Source organism: Empedobacter sp. UBA5924, assembly GCF_002431085.1.
GTDB lineage: Bacteria > Bacteroidota > Bacteroidia > Flavobacteriales > Weeksellaceae > Empedobacter > Empedobacter falsenii_B.
The window spans coordinates 33,454-56,210 of the sequence record NZ_DJDM01000017.1; the positions used below are offsets into that span (position 1 = coordinate 33,454).

At 32.8% G+C, this 22,757-nt stretch carries 19 protein-coding genes; 10 read left to right on the forward strand and 9 right to left on the reverse strand.

Annotation, left to right across the window (positions count from 1 at the left end; genetic code table 11):
* Window positions 1-10 precede the first annotated feature (10 nt).
* Both leuD and leuB read left to right on the forward strand, forming a co-directional pair.
* Complete coding sequence (gene leuD / locus B3792_RS03960; protein ID WP_219034380.1) at window positions 11-613, forward strand: 3-isopropylmalate dehydratase small subunit; 603 nt, start codon at window positions 11-13, stop codon at window positions 611-613.
* A complete protein-coding gene (gene leuB, locus B3792_RS03965; protein WP_286494786.1) occupies window positions 600-1,724 on the forward strand; it encodes a 3-isopropylmalate dehydrogenase in 1,125 nt (374 codons plus the stop codon). The genes leuD and leuB overlap by 14 nt, the downstream gene beginning before the upstream one ends.
* Before the next feature lie 82 nt (window positions 1,725-1,806).
* On the opposite strand, the gene groL is transcribed toward leuB, so the two are convergent.
* From groL to miaB, 9 genes are all read right to left on the reverse strand, one after another.
* The gene (gene groL, locus B3792_RS03970; RefSeq protein WP_291068944.1) at window positions 1,807-3,432 is read right to left on the reverse strand and encodes a chaperonin GroEL; all 1,626 of its coding nucleotides are present in this window, start codon (window positions 3,430-3,432) and stop codon (window positions 1,807-1,809) included.
* Window positions 3,433-3,535: 103 nt separating this feature from the next.
* Window positions 3,536-3,814, reverse strand: coding sequence for a co-chaperone GroES (locus tag B3792_RS03975; protein WP_125349629.1), 279 nt, complete (start codon window positions 3,812-3,814; stop codon window positions 3,536-3,538).
* Window positions 3,815-3,969: 155 nt separating this feature from the next.
* Window positions 3,970-6,291: a zinc-dependent metalloprotease gene (locus B3792_RS03980; protein ID WP_125349628.1), complete on the reverse strand. Its 2,322-nt coding sequence runs from the start codon at window positions 6,289-6,291 to the stop codon at window positions 3,970-3,972.
* A 2-nt stretch (window positions 6,292-6,293) separates the two neighbouring features.
* The gene (locus B3792_RS03985) at window positions 6,294-6,719 is read right to left on the reverse strand and encodes a hypothetical protein (protein WP_125349627.1); all 426 of its coding nucleotides are present in this window, start codon (window positions 6,717-6,719) and stop codon (window positions 6,294-6,296) included.
* A 91-nt stretch (window positions 6,720-6,810) separates the two neighbouring features.
* Window positions 6,811-7,161 (reverse strand): preprotein translocase subunit SecG, encoded by a 351-nt coding sequence (gene secG / locus B3792_RS03990; RefSeq protein WP_038332909.1) that lies wholly within the window; start codon window positions 7,159-7,161, stop codon window positions 6,811-6,813.
* Between the two features lie 4 nt (window positions 7,162-7,165).
* Complete coding sequence (locus B3792_RS03995) at window positions 7,166-8,377, reverse strand: tetratricopeptide repeat protein (protein WP_219034382.1); 1,212 nt, start codon at window positions 8,375-8,377, stop codon at window positions 7,166-7,168.
* A 23-nt stretch (window positions 8,378-8,400) separates the two neighbouring features.
* Window positions 8,401-8,910, reverse strand: a complete 510-nt coding sequence (locus tag B3792_RS04000) for an LptE family protein (protein ID WP_125349625.1) — start codon at window positions 8,908-8,910, stop codon at window positions 8,401-8,403.
* Between the two features lies 1 nt (window position 8,911).
* Window positions 8,912-10,183 carry a sigma-54 interaction domain-containing protein gene (locus B3792_RS04005; protein WP_125349624.1) on the reverse strand — a complete coding sequence of 424 codons (1,272 nt, stop codon included), beginning with the start codon at window positions 10,181-10,183 and terminating at the stop codon, window positions 8,912-8,914.
* 219 nt (window positions 10,184-10,402) lie between these two features.
* Window positions 10,403-11,848 carry a tRNA (N6-isopentenyl adenosine(37)-C2)-methylthiotransferase MiaB gene (miaB, locus tag B3792_RS04010; RefSeq protein ID WP_125349623.1) on the reverse strand — a complete coding sequence of 482 codons (1,446 nt, stop codon included), beginning with the start codon at window positions 11,846-11,848 and terminating at the stop codon, window positions 10,403-10,405.
* Between the two features lie 122 nt (window positions 11,849-11,970).
* Here miaB and B3792_RS04015 point away from each other — a divergent pair, with 122 nt between their 5' ends.
* The 8 genes from B3792_RS04015 (at window position 11,971) to B3792_RS04050 (ending at window position 22,749) form a co-directional block, all read left to right on the forward strand.
* Entirely contained in the window at window positions 11,971-12,765 is a 795-nt protein-coding gene (locus B3792_RS04015; RefSeq protein ID WP_125349622.1) for a hypothetical protein, read from the forward strand.
* A gap of 85 nt (window positions 12,766-12,850) precedes the next feature.
* A complete protein-coding gene (gene topA / locus B3792_RS04020; protein ID WP_125349621.1) occupies window positions 12,851-15,385 on the forward strand; it encodes a type I DNA topoisomerase in 2,535 nt (844 codons plus the stop codon).
* Between the two features lie 2 nt (window positions 15,386-15,387).
* Window positions 15,388-16,539 carry an arginase family protein gene (locus tag B3792_RS04025; protein WP_291047148.1) on the forward strand — a complete coding sequence of 384 codons (1,152 nt, stop codon included), beginning with the start codon at window positions 15,388-15,390 and terminating at the stop codon, window positions 16,537-16,539.
* 108 nt (window positions 16,540-16,647) lie between these two features.
* Entirely contained in the window at window positions 16,648-18,087 is a 1,440-nt protein-coding gene (gene gldK / locus B3792_RS04030; RefSeq protein ID WP_185144160.1) for a gliding motility lipoprotein GldK, read from the forward strand.
* Between the two features lie 36 nt (window positions 18,088-18,123).
* Entirely contained in the window at window positions 18,124-18,795 is a 672-nt protein-coding gene (gene gldL, locus B3792_RS04035) for a gliding motility protein GldL (RefSeq protein WP_125349619.1), read from the forward strand.
* 49 nt (window positions 18,796-18,844) lie between these two features.
* Window positions 18,845-20,413 carry a GldM family protein gene (locus tag B3792_RS04040; RefSeq protein WP_291068946.1) on the forward strand — a complete coding sequence of 523 codons (1,569 nt, stop codon included), beginning with the start codon at window positions 18,845-18,847 and terminating at the stop codon, window positions 20,411-20,413.
* A gap of 23 nt (window positions 20,414-20,436) precedes the next feature.
* Entirely contained in the window at window positions 20,437-21,339 is a 903-nt protein-coding gene (gldN, locus tag B3792_RS04045; RefSeq protein WP_257468103.1) for a gliding motility protein GldN, read from the forward strand.
* Between the two features lie 351 nt (window positions 21,340-21,690).
* A complete protein-coding gene (locus B3792_RS04050) occupies window positions 21,691-22,749 on the forward strand; it encodes an NAD(P)/FAD-dependent oxidoreductase (protein WP_291047147.1) in 1,059 nt (352 codons plus the stop codon).
* Window positions 22,750-22,757 lie beyond the last annotated feature (8 nt).

A 22,757-nucleotide genomic window follows, 5' to 3' on the forward strand; every position in this document is an offset into this window, starting at 1 on the left:
TTTACTCAAAATGGATTCAATCAATCAATTAAAATCATCGGCTGTTCCGATTAAAATAGAAAATATAGATACCGATCAAATTATTCCAGCTCGTTTTTTGAAAGCGATTAGTAGAGAAGGTTTTGGAGATAATTTATTCAGAGATTGGCGATTTAATCAAGATAATCAATCAATTGATAATTTCCCGCTGAATGATTCAAAATATGCTGGAAAAATATTAGTTGCAGGTAAAAATTTTGGTTGTGGAAGTAGCCGAGAACACGCTGCTTGGGCAATCAAAGATTACGGATTTGATGTGGTAATTAGTAGTTATTTTGCAGATATTTTCAAAGGAAATGCATTGAATAACGGAATTTTACCAATCGTTGTTTCAGATGAAATTTTAAATCAAATCTTTGAGATCATCGATCAAAATCCTTCAACAGAATTTGAAGTTAATTTAGAAAATCAAACCTTAAAAATTCAAGATCAAACCATCAACTTTGATGTTGATTCTTATAAAAAAATCTGTTTATTAAATGGATATGATGACATTGATTTTTTAATCAGTCAAAAAGATAAAATAGAAACTTACGAACAAAACCATAAATCTTTACAACATGAAAACGCATAAAATTGCAGTACTTTCTGGCGATGGAATAGGACCAGAAGTCGTTTCGGAAACAATAAAAGTTCTGAAAGTCGTTGAACAAATTTTTAAATATAATTTCGAATTTGAGGAAGCTTTGATTGGTGCAATTGCGATTGACGAAACGGGAAATCCTTTGCCTGATGCGACATTGCAATTATGTAAAGATGCAGATGCGGTTTTGTTTGGTTCTATTGGTGATCCAAAATATGACAATAATCCGAACGCTAAAGTTCGTCCCGAACAAGGTTTGTTAAAGCTAAGAAAGGAACTTGGTTTATTTGCAAATATCCGTCCAATCAAGGCTTACGAATCTTTGTTGGGGAAAAGTCCATTGAAACGTTCGCACATCGAAGGAACAGATATGGTTATTTTTCGTGAATTGATTAATGGAATTTATTTCGGAGAAAAATTTACAGCACAAGATGGTTCTCATGCGTATGATACGTGTTCGTACAACAGAAAAGACATTGAGCAAATTACACATTTAGCTTTTCAGGAAGCAATGAAGCGTCGCAAAAAAGTAACGTTGGTAGACAAGGCAAATGTGTTGGATACCTCTCGTTTATGGCGAAAAGTTGCGATGGATATTAGCCAAAAATATCCTGAAGTTGAATTAGATTTCTTGTTTGTTGATAACGCAGCGATGCAATTAATTATCAATCCAAAACAATTTGATGTGATTTTGACAGAGAATATGTTTGGTGATATTATTTCGGACGAAGGAAGTGTAATTGGAGGAAGTATAGGTTTGTTGCCTTCGGCTTCTATTGGTACAGAAAATGCATTGTTCGAGCCTATTCATGGTTCGTATCCACAAGCAAAAGGAAAAGGAATTGCAAATCCGATGGCTTCTATTTTGAGTGCCGCAATGATGTTGCGTTATTTGGGATTGGAAGAAGGAGCAAAAGCAATAGAAAATGCGGTGGGAAATGCGATTAATAATTTGATTGTAACTTCAGATTTAGATGAAACGAGCGATTATTCGACGTCTGTTGTAGCAAATTATATTGCGAAGATATTATTGAGCGATCATGATCATCATTCATATTTTAATTTTGAAAATGTATTGATGGGGAAATCGACGATTATATAGTTTTTATTATTTATGACTTAATGAAAAAGCCATTCAGAGTTCTGAATGGCTTTTTCTATTGTATATTTTTATGAGTTGATGATTACATCATTCCTGGCATTCCACCTCCCATTGGTGGCATAGCTGGCTCATCTTTTTTAATTTCTGTAACAACCGCCTCAGTAGTAATTAACATACCTGCAACAGAAGCAGCGTTTTCTAATGCAACACGAGCGACTTTAGTTGGATCAATAACTCCAGCCTCGATCATGTTTACATATTCGTCAGTTTTTGCATTGTATCCGAAATCTCCATTTCCTTCTTTTACTTTTGCAACAACTACAGAACCTTCACCACCAGCGTTGTGAACGATTTGGCGTAATGGTTCTTCAACTGCACGCGTTACTATTTTAACACCTGTAGCTTCGTCAGCATTTGTAGTATCGATTGTTAAGTTAGATAAAGCTCTAACAAAAGCAACACCACCACCAGCAACGATACCTTCTTCTACAGCAGCACGAGTTGCGTGTAAAGCATCATCAACACGGTCTTTAATTTCTTTCATTTCAACCTCTGAAGCAGCACCAACGTATAATACAGCAACACCTCCAGCTAATTTAGCTAAACGCTCTTGTAATTTTTCGCGGTCATAGTCAGAAGTAGTTGTTTCTACTTGTGCTTTAATTTGGTTAACACGAGATTTGATTTGCTCTGCATCACCAGCACCATTAACAATAGTTGTATTGTCTTTGTCGATAACTACTCTTTCAGCAGTACCTAACATTTCTAAAGTAGCAGTTTCTAACGTAATTCCTTGCTCTTCAGAAATAACTGTACCTCCTGTTAAGATTGCTATATCTTGTAACATCGCTTTTCTACGATCTCCAAATCCTGGTGCTTTAACAGCAGCAATTTTTAAAGAACCTCTTAAACGGTTCACTACTAAAGTAGCTAAAGCTTGACCTTCAACTTCTTCAGAAATAATTAAGAATGGACGTCCTGATTGAGCAACTGGTTCTAATAAAGGTAAGATTTCTTGTAAGTTAGAGATTTTTTTCTCACATAATAAGATGTAAGGATTCTCTAATTCAGCAATCATTTTATCTGCGTTTGTAACGAAGTAAGGAGATTGATATCCACGATCGAATTGCATTCCCTCTACAACGTCAACGTAAGTTTCTGTTCCTTTTGCTTCTTCAACAGTAATTACTCCTTCTTTTCCAACTTTAGAAAAAGCTTCTGCGATTAATGATCCAATAGTATCATCGTTATTTGCAGAGATAGAAGCAACTTGTTTAATTTTTTCTGATGAATCACCAACTTCTTGAGATTGCTCTCTTAAGTTAGAAACGATTCCAGAAACAGCTTTATCAATACCACGTTTTAAGTCCATTGGGTTCGCACCTGCAGCAACGTTTTTCAAACCTTCGCGAACGATAGCTTGAGCTAAAACTGTAGCAGTTGTAGTACCATCACCTGCAACGTCGTTTGTTTTAGAAGCAACTTCTTTTACCATTTGAGCACCTAAGTTTTCGATTGGATCTTCCAATTCGATTTCTTTTGCTACAGAAACTCCGTCTTTTGTTACATGTGGAGCACCGAAAGATTTTTCTAAAACTACGTTACGACCTTTTGGTCCTAATGTTACTTTAACTGCATTTGCTAATGCATCAACACCTCTTTTTAAAGCGTCTCTTGATTCAATGTCGAATTTAATATCTTTTGCCATTTTTTTTATAAGTTTTGTTGTCTTAAGTCTTAAGTCGAATATAATTAAAAATAAAAAAATAAGTTACTTTGTACTTAATACATTTTACTAATTACAACTAAATTTAGATGATTGCCAAAATATCAGCTTCACGCATGATTAAATAGTCCTTTCCTTCTAATTTTAATTCAGTTCCTGAATATTTTCCGTAAAGAACTTTGTCTCCAATTGCAACAGTTATTGGTTCATCTTTTTTACCATTACCAACTGCTACAACGATTCCTTCTTGAGGTTTCTCTTTTGCTGAATCTGGGATAATAATTCCTGATGCTGTTTTAGTTTCTGCAGGAGCAGGCTCAATAACCACTCGATCTGCTAATGGTTTAATGTTTAATTGTGACATATTTATATTTTTATTTTAATAATTGATGGTTTTAAATAAACGAAAAACGTGCCAACACACAATTTCTGCCATTATGGATAAGTTAATTTCACTCCTTAAAACAAAAATGCCAAGTTGTATGACAACTTGGCATTTAAAGTGATTTTTATGAATAATTATTTTTTGATAATCACTTTTTTCGTGAATTGTTCGTTACCTGCTTCAATCGAAACAATGTAAACACCATTTGATAAACTAGATAAATTAACTTGTTGAGATTTCGAAGAATTCAATTTGTTTGAGTAAACTGTTCTTCCTGCTAAATCTGTCACCGTAATTTTACCTGTTGTAAATGAGTTTGTAAAATCTAAATTGATTATTCCATTTGAAGGATTTGGAGAAATCGTACCTAAATCTTTTCCTTTTATATCATTTGTAGTTAAAGAACTTTCTATAGAAAAATCAGTAGAGTTAACAGCTAAGAAAACGTTATCAATAGCTTTAATCATAATTCTCGCTTTATTAGTAATTCCTAATCCTGCAGGAACTGTGAATGTATAAGAACCGTTGTTCGGAACTGATTCAGCTAAAACATAATCAAATGTTTTTCCTCCATCAACCGATAATAAAATTTTTACATTTTGTGTGTCAATACCGTTTGCATCAGTTCCTGCAACATTCCAAGTAATTGTAGCAGTGTTATCTTGTTTCCAATTTTCTGCAATTGATTGTGAAGTCACTTTGAATGGACCAAAATTTAGAAAGTTTAACTGAACATTTTGTCGAGCGGTTAATCCAACTTCAGAATTATTGTCACGAACTGTTACAGAGAAATTCATTGTACGAGGAACTGAAGGAATGACTTCCCAATTGTTTTTATCGTAATTTGAAACGTTTGACAGATATAGATTTGTTTGAAATACTAATTCATTTGAAATAATTTTTTCTAAACGAGGAAAATAGCGAATTCCAACTTTTTGTGGAGAGAATGATCTGAAATTTGGGCCTTGAGAATTAGAGGAAATAGGAGGAAGTGATTTAATAGAAGTTTCAGAAACTTCAGGATTCATCTGCTCCCAAGAATATGTTAATTGATCATTATTTGAGTCAGTGGCTAATGTTTCTAAAGCAAATGCAGTTGAAATTGGAATGTTATATTTTGTTTTCAAGTTAGAAGCTATAATAGGTGCAGCATTAGTTGTTGTAACGAATTGTCCACAATTCACATAATTTAGCACTTTTGCCATTTCTTCTAAACTTTTTGTATGGAAATATGCATCACTTTGATTTTGTACGTTTGGTGAACAGATACCAGTGTAAGCCATAATTGTAGAACCACTTCCAGGTTCAACAGAACTGTTAAGTGTACGATTACAATTGTTGTTTTGTGTATGGTAGGCACCTAATTGATGACCAATTTCGTGGGCAGTATAATCAATATCAAAAGCATCCCCAATAGGAACTATTGTACCAGTCACTCCTCCTGCTTTTGCTCTATCATTACAAACTGCTGGCGTATTGGCTAATCCATTTGAATTATTATCATCATTCACTTGAAAAAATAAATGACCAATATCGTAGTTAGCAACTCCAATAACATTATTTGTAACAGTAATATTTTCCTCAAGATTGTAATTTGCTGCAGAATTAGAATTAATATTAGGGTCTTGGAAAGAATCAGAATCAATAAAAAATAATTGATCAGTATTTGGAATTAATTCTAAAAAAACACCAACATCATTTTTTAAAACGCCATTAATTCGTGTGAGTGATAAATTGACTGCAGCTAATATTGACGCTTTCTTTTGAGCTTCTGTACCAGATGATAAATTAGCTTGTTTGATTACAAAATCTGAATACTCAGTCGTTGTTGTAATGGCTAATCTAAATTTTCTTAAACTTCCATTTTGAGTTGCTGTTCGAGAAGATTGTTTAATAGTTTCAAAATTCAAATTATCTATCCCAAGAGCACTTTCAGAAGGTTCTGTAGCACATTTGAAAGAATTTGTATTAACTAAATCTTTTTTATCATACACAATATATGACGCTTTATTTTTGGTGTAAGCGTCTATTAACACTGTTTTATTGCCGTTTGAAACTAAACCATACAAACCAAATTGAGGAGATAAACTAAAATTGATTTTCTCTGTCAAATCATTTGTATTGTATCCAGAAAAAGATTTTATATCTGGGTATTTAGTTTGTAATTCAGGAGATAAATTTGAGGTTTCTACAATACGATATGTATTAAACTTTCCGTTCTCAGTTGGAAATTTTAATAAAAAATTTTGTTGATTCGTATTGTTTAAATAGTTCACCAAATTATCATAAGCTAAGTCTAATTTAACCGATTTAGTTGGTATATGTGCTCTTGGATTTAATTGCTCTTTAGAAATATTTCCTTTCGCATTGGTAGTTTTCCAAAAGTTTTGTTGAGCAAATAAGTTTGTGCTAAATGCAAGACAAATAAGTAAATATTTAGATGTATATTTTTCCATTTTTATTTAGTTTTTACTAAAATCTTCTCTACAGATTTAGGTACAATCATCATCAATAAATTTGAAGAATCTTGTGTTTGATTAATTCCTTTTATAGGTGTTAAATGTAAATTATAAATCTTTTCATTACCAGTAATAGAATCAATATTATATGAATTAATATGTTTTTGAGGAATCAAAATTATTTGATTTTGTTCATAATCAATAACGAAACGAGGTAATGATTTATTGTAATCTTTTGGTAATGTGGCATACATGTTGTTTAATTCAGTTTCATTTTTGAAGAAATGTGTTCCTGATAATTCATATTGCGCAGAAAAAGTTGTGAGTAATTGATAATTTTCTTTTGGAATTTTCTGATATACTTTTTGACCAACACAGCTTATAAAAGTAAGTAAGATGGTTATAAATGAAACGAATGTTTTCATAATTTAGGTTTTGATAAATTTAAAGATAATATTAATCAATCAACAAAAAAAGCCTCACAATTTGTGAGGCTTGTATATTTTCTTATCAAAATTACTTCGCTGGTTGAGCTGGTAATTGATTTTGACTTGCTCCGTTTGCAGCAGGTTGCGTTGGTAAATTATTAGCTGGTGCCGTAACATTTGGCTTAATTGGTTTTATCGCATTTGGATTTTCATGCGAAGCACTTGCTCCAATAATCAATACGATTACAGCGATAAATAATCCCCAAGTTGTGTTGTCTAAGAATTTATTCGTTCTTTGAACTCCAAACATTTGGCTTCCTCCGCCACCTCCGAAAGTAGAAGATAATCCTCCTCCTTTAGGGTTTTGAGATAATACGATTAGTACTAATAATACACATAAAATCATGATAATAATCATGAAAAACTGAAATAGTCCCATTTTATTATTTAGAGTTTTTTAAATTTTCAATTTCTTTAATTCGATTTGCAAATAAACTATTTTTTTCTGGATATTTCAAAATTAATATCTTATAAGCTTTAATTGCCTTATCATATTTTTTTTGCTCAATATAAATTTGAGCCAAAGTTTCGGTCATCAAATCCGAATATTCTTCCGTATTCTGAACGAAATTTGATGGTGTGTTAACTGGTGTAATATCCGTTTTTTTCATCGGAACGATTTTCGGATTTTTTTCCAAAAAGTCATCAATCAACTTATATTTTATTTCTCTTTCTGCAATTTCTTGCTCTTCCTCAATCTCTTGTTGAGTTTTTGATTGAGAAGGAACTTTCTTCAACCAATCCGAAAAAGAGAACGTCGAATCATCCGAATTATTTTCAATGATTTCTACTTTTTCTTCAATCGTTTCAGGTTCAGATTCTTCAATTACCTCCGCATTTTCAGACAATCCTTCTATAATTTCTTCTTCCTGATTATCTTCAATTGTTTCAATTACCTGCTGAGGTTCAGATTCAATAATTTCAATTCCAGAAGTTTGTTGAACAGCATTTTCGATATCATTCTCAGAAGTTAAATTTTCTTCTTTCGAATTATTTTCTACCACAACTTTATTCGTGATTTCAGCAACTTCGTTCAATTCTTCATCCGAAATAATATCAACAACATGATCTGTTCTCAATTCAGATTCTTCTGTATCATTTTCGATCATTTCGTCTACAATATCTTCATTGATTTCTTCTGAATTAGTTTCAGAAACAACTTCAATTTCTTGGTTTAATTCTTCTTCTTTTTCTTCAATGATTTCATCAATAACTTCAACTGTTTCGTTATTGTTTTCGATGATTTCAGAAGTAGAATTTTCTAAAATTGGTTCAGAAATAATTTCGTTTTCAACTAATTCTTCCATTATTTCTTCTTCCATTTCAGGAGAAATAGTTTCAGTTTTTGTTTGAATTTCTTTTTGAATTGGTTCTGAATTGATGTAATGATACAAATCGACACGATTGCTACTGTGAATTGAAGTTTTGTTCAAATAATCCTCAAAAGAAGGATGATTTTCCTTTTTTAAACCATAAAGTAATAAAGCGCGCAATGTGTAGAAATACGGATATTTTTCTACCTCTTTTTTAAGAAGTGGAATGTCCGATTTCTCAACTTCGTACGGATGTGCTACTAAATATTCAATTCTGGTCATTGCTCAAATATAAGGTTATTTTTTTACCAATCCATCGCAATAGACGCAAAAACTTGGTCGCGAATATCATCAATAATTAAAGGAACAATTGACGATTCTACAGCGCTTAACATTGCATTTCCGTCATATAATTGGAAAGCAGAAAATGTTCTGTCATAACTTTTTGATTCGTCTTTATTGTTGATGTATCGAACTTTTACATAAATCGTCAAACGGTTTTTTGCCGCAATATCATTTGATTGAATTGCTTCTGGAACAACATCGTATCCCGTAATTTCACCTTCGATAATTAAGTCAGAATTTTCATTCGAATTTAACTTTAACTTCGTTCTACTTCTAAAAATATCTTGAATCGCAATCGTTAAATCTTGACTCAAAGTAGGATTTTGTTGAGGTGCGTAATTCGGAAAAGTTGCCACATAAATTGTGTTCCAATCTGGTTGAATTGCTGCTCCCGAAAGTGAATATTTTATACATCCTGTTAAACTAAAAATAGCAAAAATACTAAGGACGAATAGTTTTATTTTGTTCATATTACAAATGATATTGTTTGATTTTTCGGTACAATGTTCGCTCAGAAATTCCCAATTCGTCAGCCGCCATTTTACGTTTTCCTTTGTGTTTTTCCAACGCCAATTTTATCATTTCCTTTTCATTATCTTGCAACGAAAGAGATTCTGGTTCTTCGATTGGACTTACATCATATACATCGTTCGAATAATCGTATTGCGATTGTTGATAATTTGGTGTAATTGGAGCAGATTTCGTTGGAACCAAATTATATTGACTTGGCACAAAATCTTCTTCTGGTTCGTTTTGATCTTGATAAACGCGCTGAATCAATTCTTGTGTATTGCCATTAAAATCTTCAACATCTTTGTGTTTGATTAAATCTAATGTTAAAGCACGTAAATCGTTCAAATCTTTTTTCATGTCCAATAAAACTTTGAACAATAATTCACGTTCCATAAAATCAGAAGAACTTCCATCTTTCGATTTATTTGTTACCGTCAACATTGTTGAATTATTGGGTAATAATTCCATGATTTTTTCTAACGAAATCACACGGTCTTTTTCCACAACAGAAACTTGTTCAGCAAAATTTCTTAATTGACGCACATTTCCCGGCCAAGGATAATTCGCAATATAATTTTGGGCTTCTGGAGAAAGCTCAATATGCGGCATTCTGTATTTATTTGCAAAATCTGAAGCAAATTTTCGGAACAATAAATTAATATCTTCCTTACGCTCGCGCAAAGCAGGAATATCAATTTGAACTGTATTTAATCGATAATATAAATCTTCACGAAATTTACCTTTTTCAACAGCTTCTTTCAATTTTACATTCGTTGCAGCAACAACACGAACATTTGTTTTTTGAAGTTCCGAAGAACCAACTTTCATAAATTCACCCGACTCTAAAATACGCAATAAACGCACTTGTGTAGCTAAAGGCAATTCACCAACTTCATCTAAGAAAATAGTTCCACCATCTGCTACTTCAAAATAACCTTTACGTGTTTGTGTAGCGCCTGTAAAAGCACCTTTTTCGTGTCCAAATAATTCAGAATCGATTGTTCCTTCTGGAATCGCACCACAGTTCACTGCAATATAATTGTTGTGTTTGCGTGCAGATTGATTGTGAATAATTTTCGGAATAAATTCTTTACCTACACCACTTTCTCCGATAACAAGAACAGAAATGTCTGTAGGTGCAACCTGAATCGCCTTTTCTAAAGCACGATTCAAGGCTATATTATTTCCAATGATTCCAAAACGTTGTTTGATAGTTTGTAAAGAATCCATTTTTTTATTTTTTAGGTTTTTGAAAAATGATCTATCAAATTTCAATTATTGTCTTATTAAAACCGTCATTTCGAGTAAAATTCTTTAGAATTTTGTATCGAGAAAAAGGTTTTAAACTATTAAAATTCTATTCTCGATACAATTTTTAATCATTTCATTTATAAAAATCACTCGAATTGACGAATTTTATTTTTAGTATACAATTGACGGATTGATTGTTTATCCTTCTATCATTTCACCAATCAAAGTAGCCGTTGTACAGCTATTTGCTTTTACGTTTACAAAATCTCCTATTTTAGTTCCTTCTACTTTAGGGAAAACTAAAACCGCGTTTTGTGTATTACGTCCGTACCAGAAATTTTCGTCACGTTTAGAGTTTCCTTCAATCAAAACTTCATGAGTTTTTCCAACATAACTATTCATACGCTCTGCAGAGTGTTTTTGTTGCATTTCGATGATTTCTTGTAAACGACGTTTTTTATCTTCTGGTAAAACATCATCAGGCATTTTTTTGTGCGCTGGCGTTCCTGGACGCTCAGAATAAGCGAACATATAACCGAAATCATATTTCACATATTCCATTAACGATAATGTATCTTGATGTTCTTCTTCTGTTTCGCCACAGAAACCTGCAATCATATCGTGAGATAAAGCACAATCTGGAACGATACGTCGAATTTTATCAATCAATTCGAAATATTCTTCACGAGTATGTTGACGATTCATACGTGCTAAGACAGTAGTAGAACCCGATTGAACAGGTAAGTGAATGTATTTACAAATATTTTTGTGTTTCGCCATCATTTGCAATACGCCTTCTTCCATATCTTGTGGATTAGAGGTTGAAAAACGTAAACGAATGTTAGGAAACTGCGTAGCAACCATGTCTAATAATTGAGCAAAATCTACAGCAGTCGCTTTCTGAATATCAGTTGCATTTTTGAAATCTTTTTTTGGTCCTCCACCATACCATAAATATGAATCGACATTTTGACCTAAAAGTGTAATTTCTTTGTAACCAGATTCTGCTAATTCTTTACATTCATTCAAGATTGAGTGAGGATCACGAGAACGCTCACGACCACGCGTAAAAGGAACAACACAGAATGTACACATGTTATCACAGCCACGAGTAATCGTAACAAAGGCTGTAACGCCATTTCCACCTAAACGAACAGGAGAAATTTCGGCATATGTTTCTTCTTTTGATAATTGTACGTTTACCGCATCACGACCATCTTCTACATCGTTGATTAAGTTTGGTAAATCGCGGTAAGCATCTGGTCCTACAACGATATCTACTAAATGTTCTTCTTCTAAGAATTTATGTTTCAAACGTTCCGCCATACAACCTAAAACTCCAATTTTAAGACTTGGATTTTGTTTTTTGATTGCGTTTAAAGTTCCTAAACGTTTACGAACTGTTTGTTCCGCTTTTTCACGAATAGAACAAGTGTTTAAAAGAATTAAATCTGCTTCGTCAACTTTTTGAGTGGTTTGATAACCTTCGTTATTTAGAATAGATGCAACAATTTCACTATCCGAGAAATTCATTTGACATCCGTAACTTTCTAAGAATAATTTCTTTGTTGCATTACGAGTAGGAGCAGTCATCAAAGCCTCTCCTTGTCTTGCTTCATCTATATGTTTTTCTTCTGTATGCATTCTAAAATGGATATTTTATCGTGCAAAAATAATAAATCTATGTGACATATTGGCAGTAAAATTTTCTTTTGCATTTTATTAACATTTTGTAGATTTGAGGAAATCTAAAAAAATATAAAACTATGGATGATAGAATTAGACAAAGAATAGAAGAAATTAAACAACGAGGAGTAAATATAAACGTTGGCGATATTTTTTCAAAATCATGGGAAATTTTTTCAGGAATCGCTTTATATGCAATTCTTGCAATTGTAATAACATTCGCAATTAGTTTCATGATTAATTTCTTCTTAGGATTAATCATTTCAGCACCAACTATGGTTATTAATGATCCATCTGATTTAAATGAAGTGTTTGCAGAAGCATCATCTCCTTTAGCGTGGGTGAGTAATATTGTTAGTATTGTAGTTGCAGCAGCTTTAGCACCGATTACAGTAAGTATTTTGACAATGGCTAAAAAATTTAATAAACATCAAAATCCTGATTTTTCAGATTTGTTTGTTCATTATAAAGATGGAAAATTTGGTGTGATTTTTACAACATATTTAGCTGTTCAATTTTTAGGATTCATAGGTATTTTATTATGTATTGTACCTGGATTTATTTTCTATGTTACATCAATACTAGCAATTCCTTTTGTATTGTTTACAAGTTTTACTACAACGGAAGCTATAAAATCAAGTGTAAGTATTTTATTTAAAAACTTCGGATCAGCATTTGTTTTTTGTTTGGCTTGTTTTGGAGTTGCAATTTTAGGCGTACTTGCTTGTGGAGTTGGATTATTAGTAGCAATGCCTCTAATTTATATTGCTACATATGTTTTATATGAAACAGTTATAGGAACAGAAGACAATGAACAATCAGAAATAGACCAAATAGGAACAGATATTTACAAGGATAATCCTTACATGAAATAGACAAAATTATGAAGCAGTTGAAAATCATTTTTGGCTGCTTCATTTTTTTGTTATTAATTTTGCAGAAATTTTTTAAGAAAACAATATGTCTAAAAATCTCGTTATTGTTGAGTCCCCAGCAAAAGCTAAAACCATTCAAGGTTTTTTAGGTGATGATTTTATCGTGGAATCAAGTTTTGGTCACGTGGTCGATTTACCAAAGAAAGGAATGGGAATCGAAATCGAGAATCATTATAAGCCAATATACGAAGTAACACCTGATAAAAAGGAGGTTGTAAGTAAACTGAAAAAATTGTCTTCGAAAGCCCAAACAATTTGGTTAGCATCCGATGAGGACCGCGAAGGAGAAGCAATTTCTTGGCATTTGTATCACGTTCTTGGATTAGAAAAGAAAGATACAAAACGTATTGTTTTTAATGAAATTACAAAAAAAGCGATTCAACGTGCGGTAGAAAATCCACGTCAAATTGATGAGAATTTGGTTGATGCACAACAAGCTCGTCGTGTTTTGGACAGATTAGTTGGTTTCGAAATGTCGCCAATTTTATGGAAAAAAATCAAACCAGGCTTATCTGCAGGTCGTGTTCAATCAGTTTCTGTTCGATTAATTGTTGAACGTGAAAAAGAAATTCAAAATTTTGTTCCAGTTTCGTCATATAAATTCATTGCAATTTTCGAAACAAATGAGGGAAGAACATTAAAAGCAGTTTTAACAAAAGAATTTTCTACGTTAAAAGAAGCCGAAGATTTCTTAGAAACATGTGTTGGAGCAGATTTTAAAGTAAATGATTTACAAAAGAAACCAGCAAAGCGTACACCTTCAGCACCATTTACAACATCAACTTTGCAACAAGAAGCATCTCGTAAATTAGGTTTTTCAGTTTCAAGAACGATGCGTGTCGCACAACAATTATACGAATCTGGACATATCACATATATGAGAACAGATAGTGTGAATTTGTCTGATGATGCATTAACAGCAGTAAAAGCTGAGATAGAATCTGCTTACGGAAACAAATATGTTGAGATAAGAAAATATAAAAACAAAAATTCATCTGCACAAGAAGCGCACGAAGCGATTCGTCCAACGCATTTCGAAAATCATTCAATAAATGCAGACGATTCTATGCGAAAATTGTACGAATTAATTTGGAAACGTACAGTTGCTTCTCAAATGGCAAATGCAGAATTGGAACGAACTATTATTGATATTGATAACAACAAAAACAACTTTATTTTCCAAGCGAAAGGAGAAGTAATTGTGTTTGATGGTTTCTTAAAAGTATATCAAGAATCGTTTGACGACGAAGATGCTGATGATGATAAAGTATTATTACCAAGTGTAAAAGTAAATGAGCAATTGAAAGCAGATGAAATAAACGGTACTGAACGTTTTTCTCGTCCTTCGGCTCGTTATACAGAAGCATCTTTGGTAAAAAAATTAGAAGAATTAGGAATTGGTCGTCCATCAACTTATGCGCCAACGATTTCTACAATCCAGAATAGAGGCTATGTGGAAGTTGGGGAATTGGATGGTCAAGAACGAAAATATAATACCTTAACGCTAATCGATAATCAAATCAAAAAAGTTCAACAAAAAGAAATTTTTGGAGCTGATCGTCGCAAATTAATGCCAACTGATATCGGAATTGTGGTAAATGATTTCTTGGTTGATTATTTTACGAATGTGATGGATTACGATTTTACAGCGCGTGTCGAAAATAGTTTTGATGATATTGCGGAAGGTAAATTGAATTGGACAAAAATGATTGATGAATTTTATACGAAATTTCATCATGTTGTAGAAGATGTTCAAGAAAATGCTGATCGTGCAACTGGAGAACGCGAATTAGGAATTGATCCTGTATCGGGTAAAAAAGTGCATGCACGTATTGGACGTTTTGGGCCAATGATTCAGATTGGTGAAGCAGAAGATGAAGAAAAACCTCGCTTTGCAAGTCTTCAAAAACATCAATCTATTCATAATATTACCTTAGAAGAGGCAATGAAATTGTTCGAATTACCAAAAACTTTAGGTGAGTATAAAGCGCACGAAGTAGAAGTGAATATTGGACGTTTTGGACCTTATGTGAAATTTGATGATAAATATATTTCGATTCCGAAAGAGGAAGATCCAATGGATTTATCATTTGATCGTGCAGTAGAATTAATCGAAGAAAAATTAAAAGCTGATGCACCGATTGCACAATACGAAGGGTATGATGTAACAAAAGGAAAAGGACGTTTTGGACCATTTATCAAATGGAATGAATGGTTTATTAATGTTCCGAAAAAATACGATTTCGATCATTTATCTCAAGCTGATATTATCGAATTGATTGAAGATAAAAAACGTAAAGAATCTGAACGTGTTGTTCGCGAATGGTCAGAACAGGAAATTCGATTAGAGAAAGCGCGTTGGGGACGTTATAATTTGATTCAAGGAAAAATAAAAGTTGAGTTATCGAAAGAGACGAATCCAGAAGCGTTGACTTTGGCTGAGGTTGAAAAATTAATAGAAGCTGCGAAACCTAAAAAGAAAGCAGTGACTAAAAAAGCGCCTGCAAAAAAGACAACTGCGAAGAAAACGACAACTAAAAAAACAACGACTAAAAAGTAATAATGTACAACGACTTTTTAAAACCCGTTTCTGAAGAATTACAAGATTTTGCTAAATCTTGTAATTCTTTTGCGTTAGGACAAGCTATAAAATTTCGCGAAGATGTTATCGAAAGCGATGAAAAATCGAACGATAAAATTGCGATTATTGGTGTGACAGAATCTCGTTCGAAACAAAAAGATTTGATCGAAGATGTAGATTTTAGCCTTGTTCGTACACAATTGTACGAATTGCAAATGGGAAATTGGTCGATAGATTTGTACGATTTTGGCGATGTTGTTTATTATGATGATAAAGCCGAAACCGAAAAAGTTTTTAGAGAAGTTACCAACGGATTAATTCGTGATGGATATGTTGTTGTTATTTTGGGTGGAAACCCAAGTTTAGGTTATCAACAATATCGTGCTTATGACGAAATTGTTGATAAAGTTTATTACTTAACAATCGATCATAAATTACGATTAGGAAAAGATGAAGCACAAACAACAGAAAATAATTATTTAACAAAAATTATTTCGAATGAGCCTTTCAATTTATTGGATTATACGAATATCGGTTTTCAAACGTATTTTGTTGCTCAAGAAAAATTAGATTTGTTAGATCAGTTAAATTTTGATGCTGTTCGTTTGGGTGTGATTTCTGAAAATGTAAAAGAAATAGAACCTTATTCGAGAGATGCAAATGCGGCTTTGCTTAATTTATCGAGTTTACAAGGTTCGGATTTCTCTTCTTCAAAAAATATGACGCCAAATGGATTTACTTCACGAGAAATTTGTGCGTTAACAAGATATTTAGGTTTCAGCAATAAATTGACTTCACTTTACGTTTGTGATTATATCGAGAATTATAAAAAATTAGATCATCTATTAATTTCGCAGATGATTTGGTATTTTATTGATGGAAAAAATCACCGTCCAGAGATAAAAAGTTTTGACGATACACAATATTTTGAAAAAATTTTTGTTCCTACAGAAGGATACAATTATATTTTTTACCGAAATGTATTAACCAATCAATTGTGGATAGAAGTTGATAACACTGTTGATGGAGAGCGAAAATTTGAAATTATTCCGTGTTCAGAAAAAGATTATGAGCAAGCCTTGAATGGAGAAATACCGAATAGGTGGTGGAAATATTTCAAAAAATTTTATTAAAAAATAAAGAACAATTTTAAAAATCAATTAATAAATTGCCTTAATTTGTAGCCTTATTAATTGAGAACTAAAAGTATAAAACCTGTATAAAAATAAATCTATAACAGAATGAATAGAATTTTGGTAAGTGCATTGTTGCTATCTCTTTCTTTATCATCATGTAAAATGTTGAAGAACAGAGGGAGTAGTGATAGAAATGATGGACAAATAGTTTCGAAAACATCTTCGGCTTGGACGCCAGTTCGTCCAAAAGGAATGGTTCCGATTCCGAGTGGATCGTTTGTTTTAGGACAAACCGATTACGATTTTACAAAAACAAATGATGCTCCAGTAAAAACGGTTACTGTTACAGGTTTCTTTATGGATGATACAGAGATTACAAACTCTGAGTATCAGTATTTTGTAAATTATGTAAAAGATTCTATCGCTCGTACTGCTTTGGCAAACAAGGCAGAAACTTTAGGTTTTGACCCTATGAATCCAAATAATGGAGCAGGAGGTATTGGTGATTATGCATATATTTCTGGTTCACAAGATGGACAAGGGACGCCATATGATGAATATATTAAAAACAGTAATACAGGTCGTGATGGTCAATCTTTAGATGGTAAGAAATTAAATTGGAAACAGCGTTTGGAGTGGGATAAATACAAATATCCAGATGTAGATTATGCTGAGGTTATGGAAGGATTATATTATCCTCCAGAAGAGCGTATGAATGGAGAAAGACGTATTGATACGCGTAAATTAAACTATTCTTATGTGACAGTTGATCAAACTGCTGCAGCAAAAAAACGTGGTACTTTCCGTGTAGATTTTCGTAAAGAATTTAGTTTAAACATTTATCCTGATACAACAGTTTGGGTAAGAGATTTCAACTATTCGTACAATGATCCAATGCACCAAGACTATTTTTGGCATAAAGCTTATGCAAATTATCCTGTTGTAGGTGTTAACTGGAATCAAGCAACAGCTTTTTGTGATTTCCGCACAAGATATCATAACACAGCATTGAATAATAAAAAGAAAAGAGGAAGTCAAGTAAAAGTTATTAGTTACCGTTTACCAACAGAAATTGAGTGGGAATACGCAGCGAAAGGTGGTTTAGAAAATGCACCTTATCCTTGGGGAGGTCCTTATTTAACAGATGATAGAGGTTGTTATCTAGCGAACTTCAAACCAAAACGTGGAGATTATTTAGAAATCAACGATGGCAAGAAAACTGGTTACATGTATACGGCTCCTATAAAAACATTCCGTGCGAATGGATATGGTCTTTATGACATGGCTGGTAACGTAGCTGAATGGACAAGTTCTCCGTATAACAGATCATCTTATACAATGTCTTCATCACTTAATCCGTCAATTACAATGTCTGGAGAAGTAAATAGAAGTGTAAGAGGAGGATCTTGGAAAGATGTTGGATATTTATTAATGACTTCAGCAAGAGATTGGGAACACAAAGATTCTGCAAGAAGTTTCATCGGATTCCGTACAGTTCAATCATTCCCAGAAGGATCAAAAGTAAATTTTAGAAAAACCAAATAACCTAATTAATAAAACAATTTAATAAAAAGCACTCTTATGGCAGTACAAGCTTCAAAACAAGAACGTCTTACAAATTTTTTGTATAATTTCTTTGCCGCAGTAGTAATTATCGGGGCATTATGTAAAATTACTCACACGAATTTAGGACCAATATCAGCCAATTTAATCTTAACAATTGGATTAGTAGCTGAAGCATTCGTTTTCTTTTATTCAGCATTCTTCGATAAACCTCAAGGAAGCTATGAATGGGAAAAAGCTTATCCAGAATTATTAAACGGAGAGCCAGTACAAAGAAAAACTGCGGCTGTTGCAACTGCAGGAAACAACTTAACTGCTGAGTTAGACAAAGTATTAGCAGATGCAAAATTAGACAAAGAAGTTTTCGAAAGATTACGTGGTTCTTTAGATAAATTTGGTTCAGCTGTTAATGAATTAAACACAACAACATCAGCTGTTGCCTCAACAGAACAATATAGCAACGAAATTGCAAAAGCATCAACTAATATCAGCCAATTAAATGCTGTATATGCTGAGCAAATTGTAAATAGCCAAAAACAAGTAGAATTAAATAAACAATTTATCGAAGAAATGCAAAAATCTTCAGGTAGTTCAGAGCAATTCTTGAAAGAAATGCAAGAGCTTTCTGCTAACATTAATGCATTAAACAAAGTATACGGAGGTATGCTTTCTGCAATGAAAAACAACTAATCATTGTACGATAAATTAAACTAATTATTCATTAATTCTATAAATTATTATGGCAGGAGGTGGTAGACTAACCGGACGTCAGAAGATGATCAACCTGATGTATCTCGTGTTCATTGCAATGATGGCTTTGAACGTGGATCGTGAGGTGTTGAGATCTTTCGAAACGATAAATACTTCTTTAGAGTCAACAACGACTTTAACGAAAACAAATAACGATACCTTCTATGGTCAAATTGATCTAAAAGCGAAGGATGATCCAACTTATGCAAAAACTCAAGCTGAGGCTGCAGAAGTTAAAAAGCAAACAAATGATTTTGTTGCTTATATCGATGGATTGAAAAAAGAATTAGCTGGTGCAGATTTTGTTTCTGGAGCAGAAGATACAGATTACAATGCATTGTCTAATACAGAGCCTGTTGTATCTTTATTCTTTAAAGGAAAAGGAGGTGACAAAGGAAATGAGAAAGCACAAGAGTTTACAAACAAAATTGATGGTTTCAGAAATTTCTTAATGACTTTTGCAAAACAAAGTCCTGATGCTAAAAATGCGGAAGCTCGTATCAACGAATTTTTTGGAACAACTCCAAAATCGAAGAAACAAAGTTGGATTCAAGAAAAATTCTATGATCAACCAATGGTTGCTTCTTTAACGAATTTATCGAAAATGCAAATGGATGCTCGTACAGAAGAAGGTAACTTAGTGAGAGCATTATTATCTGGTAAATTAGAAGAAAAAATCGAATTGGATGCTTTCCAAGGTTTATTCTTATCTCCAGGTGTTGTTAAAGTCGGAGATGAAGCTGTTCTTAATGTAGTTTTAGGAGCTTACGATAATTCAATCAAAGGTTCTGTTTCTACAAGTGTTGGTTCTGCTACTGTTGTTGATGGTAAAGCATCTATTAAGCTGAATACATCTGCAGTTGGTATGCATCAATTAACAGGTAACATTACATACGTATCGAATGGAAAAACGAAAACGGTAGCCATAGCACCTTCAACTTATCAAGTTGTTGCACAAACATTAGATAAAAAAGCTGCTGAGATTATTGAAAAAGATCCAACAGGAGGTTCTATTGTTGCAGATAATTTACGTGTAGTTTATCGTGGAGTATCTAATCCAATTTCAGCAACAATTAACGGTGCAAACGGACCTGTTAGTTTAAGTGCTTCTTCTGGAAGTCCTTCTGGAGCGGGAGCTAACAAATGGAATTATACGCCTGGAGGAGGAAACGAAGTGGTGTTTACGGCATCTGCAAGAGCAAGTTCTGGTAAAACATTATCAGTTCGTGAAACATTCCGTATCAAACCAGTTCCACCAGCACGTGGTGTTATTTTAGGAAATACAAGTCCAGCTATTCCAGATAATGGAATTGCAGCGCAAACAATTCGTGTAGATTGGCCAGATTTCTTATTCCCAATTTCAGGTGAAGTAACATCTTTCAATGTTAAAGTTCCTGGTCAGGCAACGGCTCGTGTTTCTGGAAATAAAATGTCAGGAGCAGCTGGAGTTATTTCGAAAGCGAAAAAAGGTGATATTATTGGTGTTTTCGATATTAAATATCGTACAAATTCAGGAGCAACTGGAGAAGCATCATCTATCGCAATTCAAGTACAATAATTTAAAAAGTAAAAATTTAAAATATGAAGTATCTTTTGTTTGGTTTAATGAGTTTTTTCTCAACTCTTACAATGGCGCAAAATGTTCTTAACGCTGTTTCGCCAGAACAGTTAAGAAAAGACCGCGAAAATAAAACAAGAGTTGATGAAGCTGGAGATACAGTAAGTACGGCTCAAGATCCTATGAAATATGGTTTTATCGAAGATAAAGATGTTTTATGGTCGAAAGTTGTATGGGAAGTAATTGATTTGAATGAGCGTCTAAATCAACCTTATTATAGATCTGGTGATGAGTTAGTGCAAAATTCTAAATCATTATACGATGTATTGGTTGACGGAGTTCGTAGCAAAAAGATTAGAGAAGTTTACGATGATGAGTACTTTCAAACTAAAATGAGTTATGAGCAAATTATGGCTCGTAATGAGAAGAAAGATACACAGCAGTATTACTACGATATGAAAGCTGCTGGAGAAACTCCTGACGAAGCTGCTATTTTTAATTATAAAATTAAATCTGACGATATCAAAATGGTAAAAACGAAAGGTCTTTGGTATATCGACCGTCGTTTAGGAGAATTAAAATATCGTTTGTTAGGTTTAGCAATTATGGGGCCTGATGCGCAATCGTTAGGAACAGAATTTGCTGACGGAGCTTACGTAGATTTATTTTGGATTTGGTATCCTGATGCTCGTAATGTTTTGGTGAATGCAACAGTATTTAATCCAAGTAATTCAAATTCGGCAATTACATACGATGAGATGTTAAATGCACGCAGATTTAGTTCTGTTATTTATAAAGCTCAAACAATGTATGGAACGAAAATGATTGATGATTACATTCCAAATGATGCGAAAGGTCAATTAGAAGAACATCATAAAATTAGAAATTCTATTATTCAGTCAGAAGCTGATATGTGGAATTACTAATCAGAATACAATAAAAAAACTCCAATCATTTGATTGGAGTTTTTTTTATTTAAATTAGGTCGATTAAAAACATAATGATGAAAAGTATTATTTTACTACAACACTATTTGTTTCAATTAATAGTTTTGGACAAGCAAAAACTCTTTCTAATTCTATTAAAAAATCAACAACTAAATTAGACGAAAGCGAAAAAAGAATCACCTTAAGAGACTTTGTAGAGAATATCTATATTAATGCTCTAAATACTTTTGAAGGAGAAAAAATAGTTTAATTTTTCTACAATGTTTTTTTTCAGAATTTAGTTAATCCTTAAAATCTAAAATAGATACCTTTGTAAGCAAATTTTAGAAATTGAAAAAAGTAGAATATATCATCGTTGGTCAAGGTGTTGCAGGGAGTTGTATGGCGATGAAATTGTTGCAGGAAAAGAAATCTTTTGTGGTGATTGATAATCATTTTCACAAAGCATCGGCGATTGCTGCTGGAATTTTTAATCCTGTTGTGCTAAAACGTATTTCAATTGTTTGGAATGCGACAAAACAAATTGAAAGATTGCGCGAAGTTTTTGGTGATTTCGAACAATTATTAAACAAAAAATATATCTACAATTTTCCAGTTTATAGAATTTTTAATGACGAACAAGAGAAAAAAACGTGGTTGAAAAAAGCGACAACTCATCCAGATTTGATTGATTATTTAGCAACTGATACAGAACAATTGAATGATTTTTCTTCAATAAATTCTCCGATAGGTTCTGGCGAAGTTTTGCATACAGGCCGTGTTGATTTGACAAATCTTTTGGCTGATTTTAAAAATTATTTAGTCAAAAATGATTTGTTTCTTGATGAAACTTTTGATTTTAATGAATTAAAATTAGAGGATAATCAAACGAGCTATAAAAAAATCGAAGCAACTAAAATAATTTTTGCCGAAGGTTATAATATTTTGAACAATCCTTATTTCAAAAATTTACCTATAATTGGTGTAAAAGGCGAAGTGTTGAGAATTAAAACAGAAGCTAATTTACCTGAAGCAGTTGTGAAAGGAAAAGAATTTTTGATGCCTTTAGAAAATAATCAATATTTTGTAGGCGCAACTTACGATCGTGATCATGTGAATTATGAAAATACTGAGGATGCAAAACAATATTTGGTTGAAGGTGTTCAGAATTTTTTTAAAGATGATTTTGAAGTTGTGGAACAACATGCGTCAATTCGTCCAACGGTTGTGGATCGTCGTCCAATTATAGGAGCGCATCCAACGCATCAACAATTGATTTGTCTAAATGGAATGGGAACGCGTGGGACAATGTTAGCGCCTGTGATGGTGGATGATTTGTACGATTTTTTAGAAAATAATCAACTAATTGACAAAGAAGCGAACATTGCACGTTTCTATGATCGATTTTAAACCTATTT

What these genes read in the sequence shown, in the direction of transcription:
- B3792_RS04015 (WP_125349622.1), top strand. Translation starts at nt 11,971, where the DNA reads ATGGATGATAGAATTAGACAAAGAATAGAAGAAATTAAACAACGAGGA.
- groL (WP_291068944.1), bottom strand. Translation starts at nt 3,432, where the DNA reads ATGGCAAAAGATATTAAATTCGACATTGAATCAAGAGACGCTTTAAAA.
- leuD (WP_219034380.1), top strand. Translation starts at nt 11, where the DNA reads ATGGATTCAATCAATCAATTAAAATCATCGGCTGTTCCGATTAAAATA.
- gldK (WP_185144160.1), top strand. Translation starts at nt 16,648, where the DNA reads ATGAATAGAATTTTGGTAAGTGCATTGTTGCTATCTCTTTCTTTATCA.
- B3792_RS04040 (WP_291068946.1), top strand. Translation starts at nt 18,845, where the DNA reads ATGGCAGGAGGTGGTAGACTAACCGGACGTCAGAAGATGATCAACCTG.
- B3792_RS03995 (WP_219034382.1), bottom strand. Translation starts at nt 8,377, where the DNA reads ATGACCAGAATTGAATATTTAGTAGCACATCCGTACGAAGTTGAGAAA.
- B3792_RS03980 (WP_125349628.1), bottom strand. Translation starts at nt 6,291, where the DNA reads ATGGAAAAATATACATCTAAATATTTACTTATTTGTCTTGCATTTAGC.
- gldL (WP_125349619.1), top strand. Translation starts at nt 18,124, where the DNA reads ATGGCAGTACAAGCTTCAAAACAAGAACGTCTTACAAATTTTTTGTAT.
- leuB (WP_286494786.1), top strand. Translation starts at nt 600, where the DNA reads ATGAAAACGCATAAAATTGCAGTACTTTCTGGCGATGGAATAGGACCA.
- topA (WP_125349621.1), top strand. Translation starts at nt 12,851, where the DNA reads ATGTCTAAAAATCTCGTTATTGTTGAGTCCCCAGCAAAAGCTAAAACC.
- B3792_RS04005 (WP_125349624.1), bottom strand. Translation starts at nt 10,183, where the DNA reads ATGGATTCTTTACAAACTATCAAACAACGTTTTGGAATCATTGGAAAT.
- secG (WP_038332909.1), bottom strand. Translation starts at nt 7,161, where the DNA reads ATGGGACTATTTCAGTTTTTCATGATTATTATCATGATTTTATGTGTA.
- B3792_RS03975 (WP_125349629.1), bottom strand. Translation starts at nt 3,814, where the DNA reads ATGTCACAATTAAACATTAAACCATTAGCAGATCGAGTGGTTATTGAG.
- B3792_RS04025 (WP_291047148.1), top strand. Translation starts at nt 15,388, where the DNA reads ATGTACAACGACTTTTTAAAACCCGTTTCTGAAGAATTACAAGATTTT.
- gldN (WP_257468103.1), top strand. Translation starts at nt 20,437, where the DNA reads ATGAAGTATCTTTTGTTTGGTTTAATGAGTTTTTTCTCAACTCTTACA.
- B3792_RS03985 (WP_125349627.1), bottom strand. Translation starts at nt 6,719, where the DNA reads ATGAAAACATTCGTTTCATTTATAACCATCTTACTTACTTTTATAAGC.
- B3792_RS04000 (WP_125349625.1), bottom strand. Translation starts at nt 8,910, where the DNA reads ATGAACAAAATAAAACTATTCGTCCTTAGTATTTTTGCTATTTTTAGT.
- miaB (WP_125349623.1), bottom strand. Translation starts at nt 11,848, where the DNA reads ATGCATACAGAAGAAAAACATATAGATGAAGCAAGACAAGGAGAGGCT.